Source organism: Rhizobium sp. P1_B8 (genome assembly GCF_056406515.1).
Window position 1 is genome coordinate 1 of the sequence record NZ_JBFTZZ010000016.1, and the last position, 19,543, is coordinate 19,543.

The following is a 19,543-nucleotide window of genomic DNA, read 5'->3' on the forward strand; positions in this document are numbered from 1 at the left end:
CGGAGTCGGATGGTCGACCGGCCGGCGCGCGTCGTAGCCCGGCTCTACGGCCAAGCCGGCCGGTCGATCAGCCGGCCCGTTTCAGCCAACCCGAAGGGCCGGGCATCTTTCCGCCAGGATCAAAGGCGATCGGCTCGGACGTACCTTGGAGTATGCCCGTCGCCAATCGCCTTTGCCCTGACGAAAACCTGCTCCGGCAGAATGCTGCAAGCTGACCAGGAAAGGCTCTAGAGGGCCGCGACCGGATGCGGCGAGCCGTCATAAGCGCCCCAGATCGACTGGTCGAAGCAGATGACTGAGCCGGTCATCAGGCCGGATTCGGAAGACGAGAGGTAAGCGCAGGCGCGCGCCACCTCGTGCGGATCGACGAGGCGGCCGAAGGGTTGGCTTGCCGCCGCCTTCTCCAGCCAGTCGGCAGGTGCGCCGTGATATTCGCGCTGGATCCGGTCTTCGCCTTCGGAGGCCATCCAGCCGATGTTCAGACCGTTGACGCGGATGCGGTTGCGCAGGAGCGCATAGGCAGTGTTCTTCGTCAGCGTTTCCAGCGCGCCCTTGGAGGCGCAATAGGCGGCGATGAAGGGCTGGCCTGCTTTGGCCGACATCGAGCCGATATTGACGATCGTGCCCTCGATCTTTTCACGGCGCATGACCTTCACAGCTTCCTGCATCAGGAAAAACGGCGCGCGCACATTGACGGCGAACATGGCGTCGAAGAGCTCGGGGCTGGTGTCGAGGATAGTGCCGCGATCGGTGATGGCGGCGGCATTGACCAGCGCATCGACACGGCCGAAGGTCTCGTCACAGGCGCGCACGACATGCTGTGCATCCTCGACCTTGCTGAGGTCGGCTTTGACGTAGACGATCCGGGCGCCGGTCGCGGCCGAAATCTCCGCCGCCTTTGCCTTGCCCTTGGCTTCGTTGCGGCCGCAGATGACGATGCCTTCGGCGCCGCGTTCGGCGAAGAGACGGGCGATGGTCGCGCCCAATCCTTGCGTGCCGCCGGTGACGATGGCGATCTTGCCGTTGAGGCGGCCGTGGTCTGTGCTCATGTGGTTCTTCCATTGTGATGATGTGCGAATAGCCTCCCGCGTGTGCGGGAGGCTTTTATCTCAGTGCGGATGCAAGAGGCTCGAGCTCCAAATCAGCTCAACTTTCTGTGCGCCTGCTCGGCGAGTGCTGCCGTAAAGACTTCATCGCTCCAGCCTTCCTTCAGCGCCTCATGCATCAGCTGCGCCTGTGTCTTCGGCGCCAGTCCGCCAAGCGGCGGGTCGCGGTCGAGATTGGTCGGGAAGGAGTAGCCCTCGGCGCAGGCGGCGACGGCGTTGGCGATTTCGTCAGGCGAGAGTCTGCCCTGCAAAGTCTTCAACGCGGGAAACAGCCTGGCGCTCATCCGCTCGCGATTGACTGTTTCCATTGCCCGGCCGAAGGCGGAGGAGACTTGCAGGAGGTTGGCGACGCGCTTGATGTCGGCCGAGCGGTTGGTGCCGGCGGCATGGAAGAGGGCGGGATTGAAGAAGACGACGTCGCCTTTTTCGAGTGGCAGCTGGACATGGTTCCTCTCGAAATAATCCCGGAACTCCTGCCGCTTCAGCGCGAGATAGCCCGGCACATAGGTCTGGCTGTACGGCAGGAAGAGTGTCGGACCGCTTTCGAGCGGCATGTCGCAATGGGCGACCGCACCCTGTAGCGTCAGCACCGGCGAGAGCCGGTGTACATGCGCCGGGAACTGTTCGATCACCTTTGAGGACTGAAAGCCGAGATGGTAATCGCGGTGCGCCGACTGCGCCGCACCACCCGGATTGACGCGGTTGACCTGCGCCGTCATCTGGTAGCTCGGACCGAGCCAGGCTTCGCTGGCCAGCGCGATTATGGTGTTGCCGTAATATTCGGCGAAATTTGCCGGATCGGCGAGACAATGTTTTTCCAGCGAATTCCAGATGCGGTCGTTGGCGCCGGGCTTGGCGAAGTGATCGCCGCCGCCGCTCGCGGTGCGGTGCTGTTCCTCGATGATCGCGTCGAAGATCGTGCTGGCGCGGTCGATGACGGCGGTGTCTTCGTAAGCATGCTTGAACACGACGACACCAGGACCCTCGCCGAAAGCTTCGCAGATTTCGGCCAACACGGCGCGTCGGCCTTCTGCCGTTGCGGCCGCTGCCATCACCTTGCGGCTGTTATAGATCAGCACGTTTTTTTCGACCGCAGACGCCGAGGGGTAATCGGCAAGTACAATCGCCTTTTCCGCAAGGCTGCGGAAATCATCGAGATCGCAGGCCTCTTCGCTCAGCCAGACGCGGTCGGCGCGCAGTTTCTGCTGGTTGTCGGTTTTCATAGCGGGCTCCTCCCTCTTTCCGATGGGGGCACTATACGCCGCAGTGCGCGGTGATATAGATCAGAAATCCATCAAAAAACCATCAGGCCAATCGCATGGCACATCTCTTTCTCGTCAAGGACATCGCCTTCCAGGCCGGACTCAGCACCGCCACCGTCGACCGGGTGCTGAACGGCAGACCGGGCGTGCGCCGGCAGACTGAAATGCGGGTGAAGGCGGCGATCGCGGAGCTGGAGAAACAGCAGGCCGGGGCGATCGGCAGCGGCCGCGTGCTGGCGATCGATATCGTCATGGAGACGCCGCAGCGTTTCAGCGACGCGGTGCGCGCCGCCTTCGAGGCGGAGATGGCGACCTTCCTGCCCGGCGTCTTCCGCTGCAGGTTCCATTTCGCCGAGGTGATGAGGCCGGCCGAACTGGTGCAGCTTCTCGACCGCATCCGGCTGCGCGGCACGCACGGCATCGTGCTGAAGGCGCCTGACGTCGCCGAGGTGGCTGCCGCTGTGGCGCGGGCGGATGCCGCCGGCATTCCCGTGGTGACGCTGGTGACCGACTTGCCGAATTCGGCCCGCATCGCCTATGCCGGCGCCGACAACCGGGCGGCAGGAGAGACGGCCGCCTATCTGATCGGTGAATTTCTCGGGACTGATGGCGGCAAGGTGCTGGTAACGCTGTCGAGCGGACGGTTCCGCGGCGAGGAGGAGCGCGAAATCGGCTTCCGCCGGGTCATCCGCGCTCGTTATCCCGCCATCGGCATCACCGAAATCAGCGAGGGGCACGGCACCGATGCCGCGACGGGAACGCTTGCCGCGGCAGCGCTTGCGGCCGACCCCGCCATCAACGCCGTCTATTCGATCGGCGGCGGCAACCGGGCGGTGCTTACGGCCTTCGACGCGGCCAAACGTCCCGTCCGCGTTTTCGTTGCCCATGATCTCGATGCGGACAACCGCGCCTTGCTTGCGGCGCGCCGGATCGGCTTCGTGCTGCACCACGATCTCAGGACTGATGCGCGCTCGGCCTTCAGGGCGATCATGAGCCGCGCGACTGCATTGCCGCGAACGGTTCCGCCCTCGCTTTCATCAGTCGAGATCGTCACGCCTTACAATATGCCTGCGGGCGACTGAGCCAATTGGCTTTCCTTCCATGCCGAATTCGGGCTACAGATTTGGCACGGGTGAAGGTGGAACATGGATTACAGCGACGTCAGCACGATTGCAGCCTGGATCACGGAGCAGGGACTGAAGGGCGCTTCGGAAGCCGAGCTGATGACCGGCTTCTGCTCGGCTTGCCGGGATGCCGGCCTGCCGCTCGACCGCGGTCTGGCGCTGATGGATACGCTGCATCCGGTGCATGAGGGCCGAGCCTTCCGATGGGACAGCGTCGAGGAGATCCAGACCGAGTTCGAATATGGTCCGACGATCTCGGGGGAAGCGGCGTCGAACTGGCAGCGTTCGGCCTTCTATCATCTTTGGTCTCGCAACGAGCGGGAGATCCGCCGGCGTCTCGGTTTCGGCGATCCGATCGATTTCTCTATGCTCGATACGATCGCTGAAGCCGGCCACACGGATTTCGTGGCGATGATGCATCGTTTTTCCGAGGCTGGCACGATCGGCGAGATGGATTGCTTCTTCTCGCATTTCGCGACGAAACATCCTGAGGGCTTTTCCGATCACGACCTCGCCATCCTGCGCAAGCTGGTGCCGGTGTTGGGGCTGGCGATCAAATGCATCGCGCTTGGACGTATCGCCCGCACCATCGCCGAGGTCTATCTCGGCGAGGACGCCGCGCGCCAGGTGATGGAAGGCAAGATCAGCCGCGGCAAATCGGAGCGGATTTCCGCGGCACTCTGGTTTTCCGATCTGCTGAACTACACCAAGATCTCCGACAGCGTGCCGCCGGAGGAGATCATCCCGCTGCTCAACGACTATAGCGAGGCGGTGATCACAGCGGTCCACGAGTCCGGCGGCAACGTGCTGAAGCTGATCGGCGACGGTGTGCTCGCCATCTTTAAGGGCGAGGTGCCGGCGGAGACGTGTCGTGCGGCGCTGAGCGCCGAATCGTTGCTGCGGGAAAAGCTCACCACGCTGAATGCCGCGCGTGCGGCCGACGGCCGGGCGACGACCGACGTCTATATCGGCCTGCATATCGGCGATGTCTTCTACGGCAACATCGGCAGCCAGGACCGGTTGGACTTCACCGTCATCGGACCCGCCGTCAACGAGGTCAGCCGCATCGCCTCGATGTGTCGTTCCGTCGATCTCAACCTGTTGATCTCCTCCGATTTCGCCGCGGCGATACCGGAGCAGCAGCGTACCGCACTCGCCTGCGTCGGACGCTATGCGTTGCGCGGCGTGCAGCGCGCGCAGGAACTGTATACTCTCGACAGCGCCCGGCTGAACAGCTGAGTTCCTGACTGCAAGGCTATCGCAACAGGCCCTGGCCGCCGTCGATCCAGATCGGCGTACCGGTGATGTGTCGAGCGCGGTCGGATGCAAGGAAGAGGATTGTTTCGGCGACGTCCTCGCTCTTGCCTGCCTTGCCGCCGGCAATCGGGATATCCCCCTGCGGCCAGATGACGGGAACCTCCGTCTCTTCGCGATGACGATTGTCGGTATTGGCCCTGATATTGGTCTCGATCTCGCCGGGGCAGACGGCATTGACGCGGATGCCATGTCGACCGAGTTCGAGGGCGAGCTGCTGGACCATGGCGACCTGGCCCGCCTTGGTTGCGGTGTAGGCGGTGGCGCCCGGCGTGGTGAAGGTGCGGGTGCCGTTGATCGAGGAGACGACGATGATCGAACCGCCGTGGCGCTTCAGATGCGGAACCGTCAGATGCAGGGTCAGATAGGTGCCGCGCAGATTGACGGCGATCGTCTTGTCCCATTCTTCCGGTTTCAGATCGTCGATAGGCGCCCAGACACCGTTGATCCCCGCATTGGCGACAACGATGGCGAGGCCGTCGAAGGTGTTGGTCAGTTGCTCCACGGCGCCCCGCATTTGAGCTTCGTCGCTGGTATCTGCCGTCAACGCGATCGACTGGCCGCCGGCGGCCTTTATCTCGGCGCAGGTCTTTTCGACCTCTTCGGCGGTGCGGCTCAACGCTGCGACCCTTGCTCCCTCGGCAGCAAGCCGTAAGGCGGCCGCCTTGCCGATGCCCGAACCGGCGCCTGTCACCAATGCGATTTTTCCCTTCAGCTCCATGGGCGGGCTCTCCTTGCCGTTTTGCCGACATGCCAACTCTTCGGCGCGGCAGTTGGTTCCGGAAGGAGGCGGGTCGTCGCAGTTATCTTAGAAGCGTTTGCTTCAACGCCCATTTCTCCGGCCCGTGGACCGCCGCAAAGAGCAGTCCGGCGAGGAAGGTAAAGTGATCGATGAAGAAACCGAACTCGGCCTGGTTCTGCTGCCAATGGGATGGGCCGTGGAAGGCGAAAGCGAGGAAGATCACATAGATGCCTGCGAGCAGGCTGGCCTCGGTGAAGAAGGCTCCTAATATAAATGCGAGCGCCAGTGCGATCTCGAAGAAGGCGGCGATCCAGGTAAGGAACGTCGCCATCGGAAAGCCGGCGGCGGTGATATAGCCTGCCGTCGCGCCGATATCGGCGAACTTGAAGCCGGCCGCCATGAAAAAGATGAAACTGAAGATGATGCGGGCGACGATGATTGCAATTGCTCTGGCCATTCTGAAATCTCCTCTTTGAGCTTCCACTATGACGGACAGGACACGTGATATCCTACACGGGGAATGAAAAAGGGCCGCTTGCGCGACCCTGTCACTTTGAATTGCGCATAATCCTTTCCGAAAGTCGGTTCCGATTTTCGGGGCTATGCGCTCTCACCATTCGGCAAAGCTGCCGTCGGCATGCCGCCAGATCGGGTTGCGCCAGCGGTGACCTTCCTTGGCGCGCTCGATGACATAGGCCTCGTCGACCTGGATGCCAAGACCCGGACCCTGCGGGATCGAGACGAAACCATCGGCATAGTGGAACACCTCCTTGTTGGAGATGTAGTCGAGGATGTCGTTGCCCTTGTTGTAGTGGATGCCGAGGCTCTGTTCCTGGATGAAGGCGTTATAGCTGACGGCATCGACCTGCAGGCAGGCGGCGAGCGCGATCGGGCCCAGCGGGCAATGCGGCGCCAGCGCCACGTCATAGGCTTCGGCCATCGCCGCGATCTTGCGGCATTCGGTGATGCCGCCGGCATGGGAGAGATCCGGCTGGATGATGTCGACATAGCCGTCGGACAGAACCTGCTTGAAGTCCCAGCGCGAAAAGAGCCGTTCACCGAGCGCGATCGGCGTCGAGGTATGGTTGACGATATCGCGCAGCGCTTCCTTGTTTTCGGAAAGCACCGGCTCTTCGATGAACATCAGCTTGTAAGGGTCGAGCTCCCTCGCGAGAACCTTCGCCATCGGCTTGTGCACGCGGCCGTGGAAATCGACGCCGATGCCGATATGTGGGCCGATCGCCTCGCGGATGGCGGCGATGGTCTCGACCGCCTTCTCCACCTTTTCGTTGGTGTCGACGATCTGCATTTCCTCGCAGCCATTGAGCTTGATCGCCTTGAAGCCACGGGCAACCACCTCCTTGGCATTGTTGGCGACATCCGAAGGACGGTCGCCGCCAATCCAGGAATAGACCTTGATACGGTCGCGGAGCTGGCCACCGAGCAGGGAGTGGATCGGCTGGCCGAGCGCTTTGCCCTTGATGTCCCACAGCGCCTGGTCGATGCCCGAGATCGCGCTCATGTGGACGGCGCCGCCGCGATAGAAGCCGCCGCGATACATCACGGTCCAGTGGTCTTCGATGAGGAAAGGATCCTTGCCGATCAGGTAGTCTTCCAGCTCATGGACGGCGGCCTGAACGGTGAGCGCACGGCCTTCGACGACCGGTTCGCCCCAGCCAATGATGCCCTCGTCGGTCTCGACCTTCAAAAACAACCAGCGCGGGGGAACGATATAGGTGGTGAGTTTGGTGATCTTCATCGCTGTTCTTTCAGTCTCTTCCCGGGTTTGCGATCGACGGCGCGTTCGCAGATTTGTGGTGATCCGTCATTTCGTTCTGCCGATCGCTTTTTCGGCGGCGGCTAGATCGCGCACCGCAAGATCGAGCATGCGGTTGGCGCATTCACGGGCTCCCGCCTTGTCGCGCATGCGCAGGGCCTCGACCAACTGACCGTGAACGAGCACCGCATCCTCGCGATTCTCGACGCCGATATTGGAGGCATGCAGCGCATATTTCAGCGCCGCGTGAATGGCGCTCGACAGGCGGCGGAAGACCTGATTGTGGCTGGCGGTGAGCAGCACCGTGTGGAACATGACGTCGGCATCGGTGAAGCTTTCCGGGTCGCGGGCGCTGTCGCGCATCTGCCGCCAGGCATTGTCGAGATCGGCGATCTCCTGGGCGCTGGCGCGCTCGGCGGCATATTCGGCGGCTGCCGGCTCGATGGTGCGGCGGGCTTCGAGAATGCAGCCGAGCAGGTCGAAGTCCTTGATATAGGGACCCATCCATTCAAGCACGTCAGCGTCGAGGATATTCCAGTCGTCCTTATCGCAGACGGTGGTTCCGATGCGTGGCTTGCCACGGACAAGGCCTTTGGATTCCAGCACTTTCAGCGATTCGCGAATGACGGTGCGGCTGACGCCGTAGAGCTCGCAGAGATCGTTTTCGCGGGGCAGCGGCGAGCCCGCGGGATAGCGGTCCGCACAGATATCCTGAGCGATCGCCGCCGTGACGTTGCGGCGTACGCGCGGGCGGCGCTCGATGCGGCGGCTTTCGGCCCCGCTCTGTCGCTCGATTGTTTCCAACTCACCTCTCCGCTCTGTCTCGCGTGCTAGGCAATCGAACCTGATTATCCGAATTCGATCCGCTTTGCGACGCTTCCTCCCGGCATCTCGTCAATAATCCTATTATTCCAATCATCATACATTGGCAATTGACTGGTATGATGATTTGTCATAATTCATTGGACGTTGCCTGGGAGGCAGCTGCTCGGTTTTTGAGAGTTTAGGGAGAGAGACATGCGCTTGTTCAAAGCAGCCATTCTGGCTGGCACTTTCGCCATTCTGGCAGCCGGCTCGGCATTTTCCGCGGACGTCAAGATAGGGTTCATCGTCAAGCAGCCTGAGGAGCCGTGGTTCCAGGACGAATGGAAATTCGCCGACCAGGCCGCCAAGGAAAAAGGCTTCACCGTCGTCAAGATCGGCGCCGAAGACGGCGAGAAGGTCCAATCGGCGATCGACAATCTCGGCGCTCAGGGTGCGCAGGGCTTCATCATCTGCACGCCCGACGTCAAGCTCGGCCCCGGCATCGTCGCCAAGGCCGAAGCCAACCAGCTGAAGCTGATGACGGTCGACGACCGCCTCGTCAGCGCCGACGGCAAGCCGCTGGAAGACGTGCCGCATATGGGCATTTCAGCCACCAAGATTGGCGAGACCGTCGGCCAGGCAATCGTCGACGAAATCAAGAAGCGCGGTTGGGAGATGAAGAATGTCGGCGCCGTGCGGGTTTCCTATGACCAGCTGCCCACCGCCGTTGACCGCGTCGAAGGTGCGATCTCGGTGCTGAAGTCCGCCGGTTTCCCGGCCGAAAACATCTATGATGCGCCACAGGCGAAGACGGATACGGAAGCGGCGCTCAACGCGGCGACCACCGTTCTCAACAAGAATGCCGACGTGAAATACTGGGTCGCCTTCGGCCTCAACGACGAAGCCGTCCTCGGCGCCGTCCGTGCGTCCGAATCGGTCGGCATTCCGGCCGCCAACGTCATCGGTGTCGGCATCGGCGGTGCGGAATCGGCGATCAATGAATTCAAGAAGCCGGCGGCAACGGGCTTCTTCGGCACCGTCATCATCTCGCCGAAGCGTCACGGCTACGAGACGGCGCTCAACATGTACGACTGGATCGCCAACGACAAGGAGCCGGCAAAGCTGACGCTGACCTCGGGTTCCCTGGCGCTGCGCGACGATTACGAAAAGGTCCGCAAGGATCTTGGCATCGAGTGATCGTCCTTCCAAGATGATATCGTCCGGCGGTCGCCCAGCGTGCCGCCGGTCTTTCTCGACGGAGCGATGATGGCTTTCCTCGAATTCAGCAATATCTCCAAGGGTTATCCCGGCGTGCAGGCGCTGGCGAATGTTTCCTTCACGGTCGAGAAAGGCGCCGTCCACGGCCTGATGGGCGAAAACGGTGCCGGCAAATCGACGCTGATCCGCGTACTGTCAGGCGATCAGGCCGCCGATGGCGGCAACATCCTCATCGACGGCGAGGAGCAGAAATACGGCTCCGTCCGCGACGCCTTCCATGCCGGCGTCATCGTCATCCATCAGGAACTGCAACTCGTTCCGGAGTTGACGGTCGCCGAAAATCTCTGGCTCGGACGCTTTCCGGCCAAGGGCGGCGTCATCCATTCGAAGGCGCTGATCGAGACGGTGCGGTCGAAACTCGAGGAGATCGGCATCGATGTCGATCCGTCGGCCAAGGTCGCCTCGCTTTCGATCGGTGCGCGGCAGATGGTCGAGATCGCCAAGGCCGTCATGCTCGATGCGCGGGTGATTGCGCTCGACGAGCCGACCTCCTCGCTTTCCTCCCGCGAAAGCGAAATCCTGTTTTCGCTCATCGACAGGCTGAAGGCGAAGGGAACGGTCATTCTCTACGTCTCGCATCGCCTCGACGAGATCTTCCGCCTCTGCGATAGCCTGACGGTGCTGCGCGACGGCAAACTTGCCGCCCACCATCCTCAGATCGCCGAAACCACGCGCGAGCAGATCATCTCGGAAATGGTCGGACGCGAGATCAGCAATGTCTGGGGATGGCGCGAACGCGCGCTCGGCGACGTACGGTTGGAGGCCAAGGGCCTGTCGGGGCCAAGGCTGCGTCATCCGATCAGCTTTTCCGTCCGCCAGGGCGAAATTCTCGGTTTCTTCGGCCTGATCGGCGCCGGCCGCAGCGAGATGGCGCGGCTGCTTTACGGCGCCGACACCAGACATCAGGGCCAGGTCACGATCGACGGCGTAGCCGTTGCGCCGAACAATCCGAAAGCGGCGATCAATGCCGGCATGGTGCTTTGCCCCGAGGACCGCAAGTTCGACGGCATCGTCCAAGGGCGATCGATCGAGGAGAATATCGCGATCTCGTCGCGCCGGCATTTTTCGCCTTTCGGCATTCTGAGCCCGAGACAAGAGGCGGCGCTGGCGGATCGGTTCATCGCCAAGCTTCGGGTGCGGACGCCCTCGCGCAAGCAGGACATCATCAACCTCTCGGGCGGCAACCAGCAGAAGGTCATTCTCGGCCGCTGGTTGTCCGAGCAGGGCATCAAGGTCCTGGTCATCGACGAGCCGACACGCGGCATCGATGTCGGGGCGAAATCGGAAATCTACGAAATCCTCTACGAGCTTGCGGCCGGCGGCATGGCGATCGTGGTGATATCAAGCGAGTTGCCTGAAGTCATGGGCATTTCCGATCGCATCATGGTGATGTGCCAGGGCAGGGTGGCGGCCAATGTCACCCGCCAGGATTTCGACGAGCGCAACATCCTAACGTCAGCACTTCCCGACAAGAACGCCGCAGGCACCATTTAGAGCGGTTCAGCTTTTCATGGAAACGCAGAACCGCTCTAACTTTTTGTTTTTACGCAATTCCGGACGGAAAACCGCTTCGCACTTTTCCTGAACTTGCTCTAGGACCAGGAATATACGGACGATGAATTCGTTGAAAAAAATCCTTCTCGGCGAACAGGGGCTGGTGGTGATCTTCGCTGCCGCCTTCGTGATCGTCTCGCTCTTCGTTCCGAACTTCCTGACCGAGCGAAACATGCTGGGGCTGCTGCAATCGGTCGTCACGATCGGCATCGTCGCCTGTACGATGATGTTCTGCCTGGCATCCCGCGATTTCGACCTTTCGGTCGGATCGATCGTCGCCTTCTCCGGCATGATCGCGGTGATGGTCTCGAATGCGACAGGCTCCATTCCCGTCGGGCTGCTCGCCGCCCTGCTTTGCGGCGCCGTCGTCGGCCTCGTCAATGGTATCGTCATTGCGCGTTTTCGGGTCAATGCACTGATCACCACGCTTGCGACAATGCAGATCGTGCGCGGGCTGGCGCTGATCGCGTCCGATGGCCGCGCCGTCGGCATCAACGATCCCGATTTCTACCAGCTTGCTCTGTCGCGCTTCCTGACCGTGCCGACGCCGATCTGGATCATGCTGATCCTTTTCATCCTCTTCGGGTTCGTGCTCAACCGCACCGTCTTCGGCAAGAACACGCTGGCGATCGGTGGCAATCCGGAAGCCTCGCGGCTTGCCGGCGTCAACGTCGTCAACATGCGCATCTGGATCTTTGCGCTGCAGGGGCTCGTCTGCGGCATTGCCGGCATCCTGCTTGCCTCGCGCATCACTTCCGGCCAGCCGAATGCGGCGACAGGGCTTGAGCTTTCGGTGATTTCGGCCTGCGTTCTCGGCGGTGTTTCGCTGGCCGGCGGCCGAGCGGCGATGAGCGGTGTCATCGTCGGCGTGCTGATCATGGGCATTGCCGAAAACGTCATGAACCTCTTGAATATCCAGGCGTTCTATCAGTATGTCGTACGCGGGCTGATCCTGCTGATCGCAGTGCTGCTCGACAATTTGAGGTCTTCGGCTGCGGGGCGACGTGGATGAACCAAGGACGAGCCGGGGACGACATCGAACTGAGGCAAGGCGATCTCTCCGTCCGGGTCAGCCGTCGGGGTGCCGCCGTCACCGCCGCGACTTATCGCGGCATGCCCTTTCTCGTGGCGGCCGGCGGGCCGGAGGGAGCGATGGCGAATTTCGCGATGGTGCCGTTCGGCAATCGCGTGGAAGGCAACACCATGTCCTTTGCCGGACGCGACTATGGCTTCCAACCGAATGCTTCCGATCCGCTCTATCTCCACGGTGACGGCTGGCTCAGCCTCTGGCAGCTTGAAGACGCCAGCGCGGAGCATGCGCAGTTCTGCTTTTCCCGCAGCGCCGACAGGGTTTCACCTTATGCCTATTTTACGCGGCAAGAGATCCGTCTCGCCGGCGATGCACTGGTGCTGAGGCTTTCCGTGGAAAACCGCGGCGATACGGCTCTTCCCTTCGGGCTCGGTCAACATCCCTTCTTCGCGCGCACGCCAAAGACACGACTGGCGATTGCTGCCGATCGCTATTGGAGCGAGCGGCCGGACCATCTGCCAGAGATGCCCGGCCCTGTGCCTGGTTATTTCGATTTCAGATCTGAGACGCTTTTACCGCAGAGATGGATGAACAATGCCTTCGAGGGTTGGAATGGGCGGGCTGTTATCACCTGGCCGGAACTTGGAATCCGGGCGGCGTTGGAAGCCGACGGTGCGCTCGATCGCTTCATGCTGTATATGCCGGTCAACCGGAGCGATTTCTTCTGCCTCGAGCCGATGAGCCATCTGCCGAACGGGCATCACCTTCCTGATTTCGGTGGGCTCACGCCGCTTGCGCCAGGTGAGGCGCTTGCCGGCACAGTGACGATCCTGATGTCGACGCTGCCGGTTCAACCGAAGGGGTGATAGATGAGCAGCCGTCTGCAGGGCAAGAACATCCTGATAACCGGTGCTGCGCAGGGTATCGGCCTTGCGATGGCGAAGGCTTTCATGCGGGAGGATGCCGCCGTCTTTCTCGTCGATCGCGATGGGGCGCTGCTGGCGCAGGCGGCGAAAGAGCTCCAGCGCAGCGGCGGCCGGCTCGGTTATCTGCCGGCCGATATTACCGATGCCGGAACGATCACGACGTTGGTGGCTCAGGCGAATGAAGAGATCGGACAGCTGAACGCGCTCGTCAACAATGCCGGGGTCAATGTCTTTGCCGAACCGCTCGCGACGACGGACGAGGAATGGAACCGCTGCTTCGACATCAATCTGAAGGGCGCATGGAACTGCTGCAAGGCGGTGCTGCCGGGCCTCATCGAACAGGGTGGCGGCGTCATCCTCAACATCGCCTCAACGCATGCCTTCACGATCATCCCGCACACATTTCCCTATCCGCTGGCAAAACACGCGCTGCTCGGGATGACAAAATCCCTGGGGCTCGAATATGCGGCCCGCAATATCCGGGTGAACGCGCTGGCGCCGGGCTATGTCTCGACGCAGAAGGTGATCGATTACTGGAACAGCTTTCCCGATCCGGAGGCGGCAAGGGCCGAGACGATGAAACTGCATCCCGGCGGGCGCATCGCGACGCCGGAGGAGATTGCCATGGCGGCCGTGTTCATGATCTCAGACGAGTGCCCGTTCATCAATGCCACCTGCCTGACGATCGACGGCGGCCTCAGCGTGCTGCAGCATCCCGCTTGAAGGGCTTCGATCCCGCTATTTTTACAAGCCTGTCGTCTTCTCGGGATAGAGCATTATATTGCCCATCGGGAAGGCTATCTGATCTCCCGCAGGCACGGAGCGGCCCCTGCCGCTTTCTGAAAGCACAATCGAAAACAGGAGGACGGCATGCAGATCAATCGTACGGCTTCGGCTCATTGGACCGGTGGCCTCAAGGACGGAAAAGGCCTGATCTCGACGCAGAGCGGCGCCCTGAAGGATTATCCCTACGGCTTTGCGAGCCGCTTCGAAGGCGTCGCCGGCACCAACCCGGAAGAACTGATCGGTGCCGCCCATGCCGGCTGCTTCACCATGGCGCTGTCGTTGATCCTCGGTGAAGCCGGCTTTACCGCCGAGCATATGGAAACCTCTGCCAAAGTAACGCTCGAAAGCGTCGAGGGCGGCTTTGCTATCACCGCCATTCATCTTTCGCTCTCCGGCCGTATTCCCGGTGCCGATGAGGCGACCTTCACCGAACTCGCCAACAAGGCAAAGGCCGGCTGCCCGGTTTCCAAGGCGCTTGCCTCGGTTCCGATCACACTCGACGTCAAGATCGTCTGATTTCCCTGCTGCCGGCGATGAGGTGCCGCGCGCGTTCGCGTCGCGGCACTTCTCAATTGCGTTCGATGCCCATCGTTCAGCCGCTCCAAATCCTCACATCCAATGAATTCGTGGTGCGCCGACCGGCGCTAGCCGCTCGAACGAACACAGCCGACCCGAACCTGTACTGCGCTCCGGGATGTTGACAAGTGACGCCTGATATTTTACGACTGACGAAATTCAAAATTCGTCAGTCGTTATTCGAGGCATCGAAAGTCATGGACGAGATCGCGGAAAACACGCTCGACATCACCCGGCAGGAGAATGTCACACGCATTCTCGACGCGGCCGAACGGCTGTTTCGGCACTATGGCTACAGCAAGACGACGGTGGCCGACATTGCCCGCGATCTCGGCATGTCGCCCGCCAATATTTATCGTTTCTTCGCCTCCAAGGTGGAAATCCACCAGGCGCTCTGCGGGCGCATGCTCGCCACCGCTTATCAAATCGCCTACGACATCCGCCATCAGCCTATCAGCGCCAGCGAGCGGCTGCGCCGCTATGTCGAGACCCAGCATCAGTTGACGCTCGATCTGATGCTCGACGAGATGAAGGTGCACGAGATGATCATCGTCGCGATCGAGCGCGACTGGCATGTCATCGAAAAGCATATCGACCGTGTTCATGATCTCATTGCCGAAATCATCGCCGAAGGCATTGCAGCCGGGGAATTCGCCGAGCAGGACCCGGTCGTTGCCTCGCGCTGCTTCGGTGCGGCGACGATCAATCTCTGCCATCCGCAGATGGTGGCGCAATGTCTTGCCAAAACGAACCGCGCAAGCGTCGACGAACTGATCGACTACGTGATCAGGGCGCTGAAGAAATAATGGACGGCAGCCGCCGTCGGAACCCCGAAACGATCCAGGAGTGCGGAAGATGTTTTCGCTCAAGACCCTCAGCCATCGCATGCCGTCCGTCGCCAGTCTCGTGCTCGTCGGCGCCATCGGCATCGGCGTTTCCGCGTGCTCGGAAGAGAAGGCTGAGGTCAAGGAAGTCATCCGGCCGGTGAAGGTCGTCGAGATCGCCAAGGCCGGCGACACCCGCAAGCTCGACTATTCCGGCTCGGTCAAGGCGCGTACGGAGATGAACCTCGGCTTTCGCGTTGCTGGCAAGATCACCGAACGCCTCGTCGATATCGGCGACAAGGTGAAACCGGGCGACGTGCTCGCTCGGATGGACTCCACCGATTACCAGCTGGCGGTCAAGACGGCGGAAGCCAATCTCGCAGCCGCTGAAAAAGGCGTCGAAACCGCCGATCTCGTGAACAAGCGCAATCAGCAGCTCTTCGACAAGAATGTTTCGCCGAAATCCCAGCTCGAGCAAGCCTCGCTCAGTTACGATCAGGCCGTTTCAAGCCGCGATGCCGCCGTCTCGGCACTCGATCAGGCGAAGAACCAGGTGAGTTATGCGGAGCTGAAGGCCGACCACAACGGGATTGTCACGACGATCAATGCCGATGTCGGCCAAGTCGTTGCGTCGGGCACTCCCGTCGTCGCCGTTGCCGTCGACGGCGAAAAGGAAGTGCAGATCGCCGTTCCGGAAAATGACATTGCGGAATTCAAGCCGGGCAAAACGGTCAAGGCAAGCTTCTGGGCCGACGACAGGCTGGTGCTCGACGGCAAGGTGCGGGAGGTTTCCGGAAGCGCCGACCAGCAGTCGCGCACCTTTGCGGTCCGGGTGAGCCTGCCGAACGATCCGCGCGTTTTGCTCGGCATGACGGCGACGATCGAGGCCGATGTCAGCAACAGCAACAGCTATGTCTCGATCCCGCTCAGTGCCCTGGCTGAAAAGGACGGCAAGCAGATGGTCTGGACCGTCGACCGCGACACGGCGACCGTGCATGGCCGCGACATCAAGGTCGCCGATTTCACCGGCGACGGCGTGCATGTGACCGAGGGTCTCGATACCGGCGATCTCGTCGTTTCGGCCGGCACGCAGTTCATGAGCGAAAACCTGAAGGTGAAGGTGCCGGACCAGCAGTCGGCCCTGGCTGCCACCGACCAGACCGTTCGCTGAACGCGCCATAAAGAGAGAACAGGACCATGGACGCCACCACCACCGAAAAGCGGCCCTTCAATCTGTCGCGCTGGGCGATCGGACATCCAAGCATCGCCCGCTTCCTCTTCGGGCTGATCATCATCACCGGCGTGCTCGGGCTGATGCGCATGGGCCAGCGCGAGGATCCCGAATTCACCTTCCGCGTCATGGTGGTTCAGGCGATCTGGCCGGGTGCTTCCATCCAGGAAATGGAAGATCAGGTCGTCAACAAGATCGAGCGCAAGCTGCAGGAAACGCCGCATATCGACTGGGTCAAGTCCTATACGCGGGCAGGCAGTGCGATCATCACATTGCAGGTCAAGGGCGACACGAATTCGCAAGAAGTGGCGGATGCCTTCTACCAGGTGCGCAAGAAGGTCGGCGACATCTCCAGCGAGCTGCCGCAGGGCCTGCTTGGCCCCTATTTCAACGACGAGTTCGGCGATACGTTCATCACGCTGCATTCGATCAGCGGCGACGGCTATTCCTATCCGGAACTGAAGAAATTCGCGATCCAGGCGCGCGACATGCTGCTGACGACGCCGGGCGTCGAAAAGGCCGTCATCATCGGCGACCAGCCTGAGAAGATCTATATCGACGTCTCGTCGAAGGCGCTCGCCGAGCGCGGCCTGACGATCCTCGATCTACAGAACGCCATCAAGGGCCAGAATAATGTTGATCCGGCCGGCTCGGTCGATACCGGCCTGCGCTCGGTGCGCATATCGGTCGAAGGCGACGTGAAGAAGGCGGCCGATATCCGCGAGTTGCGCCTTCGCGCCGGCGGCCAGGTCACGCGCCTCGGCGATATCGCCACCGTCAGTTCCGGGCTCGAAGATCCCTACCAGCGCAAGTACCGTTTCAACGGCCACGACAGCGTTCAGGTCGGCGTCGTGATGGCCAAGGGCTTTAACGTAACCGATGTCGGCAAGGGCGTGGAAGCGACCTATCAGCGTTTCGAAGAGGCGCTGCCCTACGGCGTCGCCGTCGATCAGATCGCCAACCAGCCGGACGTGGTGACCGATGCGGTCAGCGAATTCATGCATGCACTCGGCGAAGCTCTCATCATCGTGCTCGTCGTCTCGTTTGTGTCGATCGGCTGGCGATCGGGCCTCGTCATCGCCATTGCCATTCCGCTCGTGCTGGCGGCCACCTTTGCGCTGATGTACGAACTCGGCATCGACCTGCAGCGCATCTCGCTCGGCGCACTGATCATCGCGCTCGGCCTGCTTGTCGACGATGCAATGATCGTCGTCGAGATGATGGAGCGAAAGCTGGAGGAGGGGCTCGTCAAGATCGACGCGGCAAGCTTCGCTTATTCTTCAACCGCCTTCCCGATGCTGACCGGCACGCTGATCACCACGGCCGGCTTCATTCCGGTCGGCTTCGCCGCCTCGACGGCCGGCGAATATGTGCGCTCGCTGTTCTACGTCGTCGGCATCGCGCTTGTCACCTCGTGGTTCGTCGCGGTCTACTTCACGCCGTGGCTCGGCTATATGATCCTCAAGCAGCGCCATCACGCCGGCGAGCATCGCGACGCCTTCGACACCGGCTTCTATCGCCGGCTGCGCGGCACGGTCAGCTGGGCGGTGCGCCACCGCGTCATCGTGCTGCTGCTGACGCTCGGCACCTTCGTCACCAGCCTCTGGGCCTTCCAGTTCATTCCGCAGAATTTCTTCCCGCAATCCTCGCGGCCGGAAATCCTCGTCGATCTCTGGCTGCCCGAGGGCACCAGCATCAAGGAAGTCGAGGTGCAGGCAAAGGCGCTCGAAGCCAAGATGATGGATGATCCCGACAAGCGGTTCATTGCCACCTATATCGGCGAAGGCGCGCCGCGCTTCTTCCTGCCGCTCGACCAGCAGCTGCGCAATCCGAACTTCGCCCAGCTGCTCGTCATGGCCAATGACGAACCGGCGCGCGAGCGGCTGATCGTCAAGCTGCGGACGATCCTTGCGGAAGACTTCCCCGATATTCGCGGCAAGGTCGACCGCCTCTTCCTCGGTCCGCCGACCGGCTGGCCGGTGCAGATGCGCGTCATGGGGCCCGACCGCCAGGAAGTCAGGGAGATCGCCAACCAGGTAAAGGCGCGCTTCCAGGCCAATCCAATGCTCGGCGCCATCCATGACGACTGGCTGGAAGAGGTGCCGGCGATGAAGCTGGTGATCGACCAGGATCGCGCCCGGGCACTTGGCGTCTCCTCGCAGCGTGTCCGTCAGATGCTGCAGACCGCCATGTCAGGGGCTGCGCTCGACGATTTCCGCGACGGCGAGGAGACGGTTTCGATCGTCGCCCGCGAGCCGGATGCCAGCCGTTCGCTGCTGTCGGCGGTCAACTCGGTCTATGTCCCGACGGATTTCGGCGGCTTCGTGCCGGTCTCGCAGGTTGCCAAGGTCGTGCCCGTCATGGAGCAGGGCATCGAATGGCGGCGCGACAGGCTGCCGACGATCACCGTGCGCGCCACGTTGCCTGACGATGTGCAGCCGAACGACGTGGTGATGAAGATGTATGCCGACATGAAGGACCTGCGCGACAGCCTGCCAGCCGGCTACAAGGTCGAGATCCAGGGCGGCGCCGAGGATGCAGCGGAAAGCCAGATGTCGATCGCCGCCAAGGCGCCGATCATGCTCGCCGTCATCATCGTGCTGCTGATGGTGCAGCTGCAGCATTTCGGCAAGGCGATGCTGGTGCTCGCCACCGGACCGCTTGGAATCATCGGTGCGGCGGCCGCATTGCTGATCAGCGGCGCGCCCTTCGGCTTCGTGGCGATCCTCGGCGTCATCGCGCTGCTCGGTATCATCATGCGCAATTCGATCATCCTGGTCGACCAGATCGACCAGGATATCAAGGCCGGCATGCACCGGCAGGAGGCGATCGTCGGCGCGGCCGTGCGCCGTTTCCGGCCGATCATGCTGACGGCCCTGACCGCCGTGCTGGCGCTGATCCCGATCTCGCGCGGTGTCTTCTGGGGTCCGCTCGCCTACGCGATGATGGGCGGCATTCTGGTTGCGACCGTGCTTACCATTCTGGTTCTGCCCGCCGGTTACGCCCTTTTCTTCGGCCGAGAGCCGAAGGCAAAGGACGAGCCAGGCCGGCATGCCGACGCCATCCAGGAAGAGGCGGATGACAGACATCCGCCGGCGTTGGCAGCTGAGTGAGGACGGCGCGGCGAAGGCCGCGCCGTTTTCCTCTTCGGCCGTCGATTCCCATCAAAACAGGCCGCTGCTGAACCCGCGGGGCCCATCAGGCAGCCT

17 protein-coding genes are annotated in these 19,543 nt (G+C 61.8%); 11 read left to right on the plus strand and 6 right to left on the minus strand.

Annotation, left to right across the window (positions count from 1 at the left end; all coding sequences use genetic code 11):
* Window positions 1-227: 227 nt before the first annotated feature.
* Together AC1D2N_RS19390 and AC1D2N_RS19395 are read right to left on the minus strand one after the other, a co-directional pair.
* Window positions 228-1,049 (minus strand): SDR family oxidoreductase, encoded by an 822-nt coding sequence (locus AC1D2N_RS19390; RefSeq protein ID WP_130653103.1) that lies wholly within the window; start codon window positions 1,047-1,049, stop codon window positions 228-230.
* A gap of 92 nt (window positions 1,050-1,141) precedes the next feature.
* Window positions 1,142-2,329, minus strand: a complete 1,188-nt coding sequence (locus AC1D2N_RS19395) for a phytanoyl-CoA dioxygenase family protein (RefSeq protein WP_130653102.1) — start codon at window positions 2,327-2,329, stop codon at window positions 1,142-1,144.
* Window positions 2,330-2,424: 95 nt separating this feature from the next.
* Here AC1D2N_RS19395 and AC1D2N_RS19400 point away from each other — a divergent pair, with 95 nt between their 5' ends.
* Together AC1D2N_RS19400 and AC1D2N_RS19405 are read left to right on the plus strand one after the other, a co-directional pair.
* A complete protein-coding gene (locus AC1D2N_RS19400) occupies window positions 2,425-3,450 on the plus strand; it encodes a LacI family DNA-binding transcriptional regulator (protein WP_130653101.1) in 1,026 nt (341 codons plus the stop codon).
* 63 nt (window positions 3,451-3,513) lie between these two features.
* Entirely contained in the window at window positions 3,514-4,731 is a 1,218-nt protein-coding gene (locus AC1D2N_RS19405; protein WP_018447041.1) for an adenylate/guanylate cyclase domain-containing protein, read from the plus strand.
* A 16-nt stretch (window positions 4,732-4,747) separates the two neighbouring features.
* Here the strand turns inward: AC1D2N_RS19405 and AC1D2N_RS19410 are convergent, their stop codons facing one another.
* The 4 genes from AC1D2N_RS19410 to AC1D2N_RS19425 form a co-directional block, all read right to left on the minus strand.
* Window positions 4,748-5,527 (minus strand): SDR family oxidoreductase, encoded by a 780-nt coding sequence (locus AC1D2N_RS19410; RefSeq protein ID WP_130653100.1) that lies wholly within the window; start codon window positions 5,525-5,527, stop codon window positions 4,748-4,750.
* Between the two features lie 82 nt (window positions 5,528-5,609).
* A complete protein-coding gene (locus AC1D2N_RS19415) occupies window positions 5,610-6,005 on the minus strand; it encodes a DoxX family protein (protein WP_130653099.1) in 396 nt (131 codons plus the stop codon).
* Between the two features lie 153 nt (window positions 6,006-6,158).
* Window positions 6,159-7,307 carry a galactonate dehydratase gene (gene dgoD, locus AC1D2N_RS19420; protein WP_130653098.1) on the minus strand — a complete coding sequence of 383 codons (1,149 nt, stop codon included), beginning with the start codon at window positions 7,305-7,307 and terminating at the stop codon, window positions 6,159-6,161.
* A 66-nt stretch (window positions 7,308-7,373) separates the two neighbouring features.
* Entirely contained in the window at window positions 7,374-8,129 is a 756-nt protein-coding gene (locus tag AC1D2N_RS19425) for a FadR/GntR family transcriptional regulator (protein WP_003543153.1), read from the minus strand.
* Between the two features lie 213 nt (window positions 8,130-8,342).
* Here AC1D2N_RS19425 and AC1D2N_RS19430 point away from each other — a divergent pair, with 213 nt between their 5' ends.
* The 9 genes from AC1D2N_RS19430 (at window position 8,343) to AC1D2N_RS19470 (ending at window position 19,447) form a co-directional block, all read left to right on the plus strand.
* Complete coding sequence (locus AC1D2N_RS19430) at window positions 8,343-9,326, plus strand: arabinose ABC transporter substrate-binding protein (RefSeq protein WP_130653097.1); 984 nt, start codon at window positions 8,343-8,345, stop codon at window positions 9,324-9,326.
* Between the two features lie 69 nt (window positions 9,327-9,395).
* Window positions 9,396-10,901 (plus strand): L-arabinose ABC transporter ATP-binding protein AraG, encoded by a 1,506-nt coding sequence (gene araG, locus AC1D2N_RS19435; RefSeq protein ID WP_130653096.1) that lies wholly within the window; start codon window positions 9,396-9,398, stop codon window positions 10,899-10,901.
* A gap of 121 nt (window positions 10,902-11,022) precedes the next feature.
* Window positions 11,023-11,973 carry an L-arabinose ABC transporter permease AraH gene (gene araH, locus AC1D2N_RS19440; protein WP_018243671.1) on the plus strand — a complete coding sequence of 317 codons (951 nt, stop codon included), beginning with the start codon at window positions 11,023-11,025 and terminating at the stop codon, window positions 11,971-11,973.
* The gene (locus tag AC1D2N_RS19445; protein ID WP_130653094.1) at window positions 11,970-12,857 is read left to right on the plus strand and encodes an aldose 1-epimerase; all 888 of its coding nucleotides are present in this window, start codon (window positions 11,970-11,972) and stop codon (window positions 12,855-12,857) included. Before araH ends, AC1D2N_RS19445 begins: the two co-directional genes overlap by 4 nt.
* Before the next feature lie 3 nt (window positions 12,858-12,860).
* On the plus strand, window positions 12,861-13,640 hold the full coding sequence (locus AC1D2N_RS19450) for an SDR family oxidoreductase (protein WP_018243669.1): 780 nt from the start codon (window positions 12,861-12,863) through the stop codon (window positions 13,638-13,640).
* 147 nt (window positions 13,641-13,787) lie between these two features.
* Window positions 13,788-14,219, plus strand: a complete 432-nt coding sequence (locus tag AC1D2N_RS19455; RefSeq protein ID WP_017967997.1) for an OsmC family protein — start codon at window positions 13,788-13,790, stop codon at window positions 14,217-14,219.
* A gap of 257 nt (window positions 14,220-14,476) precedes the next feature.
* On the plus strand, window positions 14,477-15,085 hold the full coding sequence (locus AC1D2N_RS19460) for a TetR/AcrR family transcriptional regulator (RefSeq protein ID WP_018243668.1): 609 nt from the start codon (window positions 14,477-14,479) through the stop codon (window positions 15,083-15,085).
* Between the two features lie 49 nt (window positions 15,086-15,134).
* Window positions 15,135-16,274, plus strand: coding sequence for an efflux RND transporter periplasmic adaptor subunit (locus AC1D2N_RS19465; protein ID WP_130653093.1), 1,140 nt, complete (start codon window positions 15,135-15,137; stop codon window positions 16,272-16,274).
* Window positions 16,275-16,300: 26 nt separating this feature from the next.
* On the plus strand, window positions 16,301-19,447 hold the full coding sequence (locus tag AC1D2N_RS19470; protein ID WP_130717952.1) for an efflux RND transporter permease subunit: 3,147 nt from the start codon (window positions 16,301-16,303) through the stop codon (window positions 19,445-19,447).
* Window positions 19,448-19,543 lie beyond the last annotated feature (96 nt).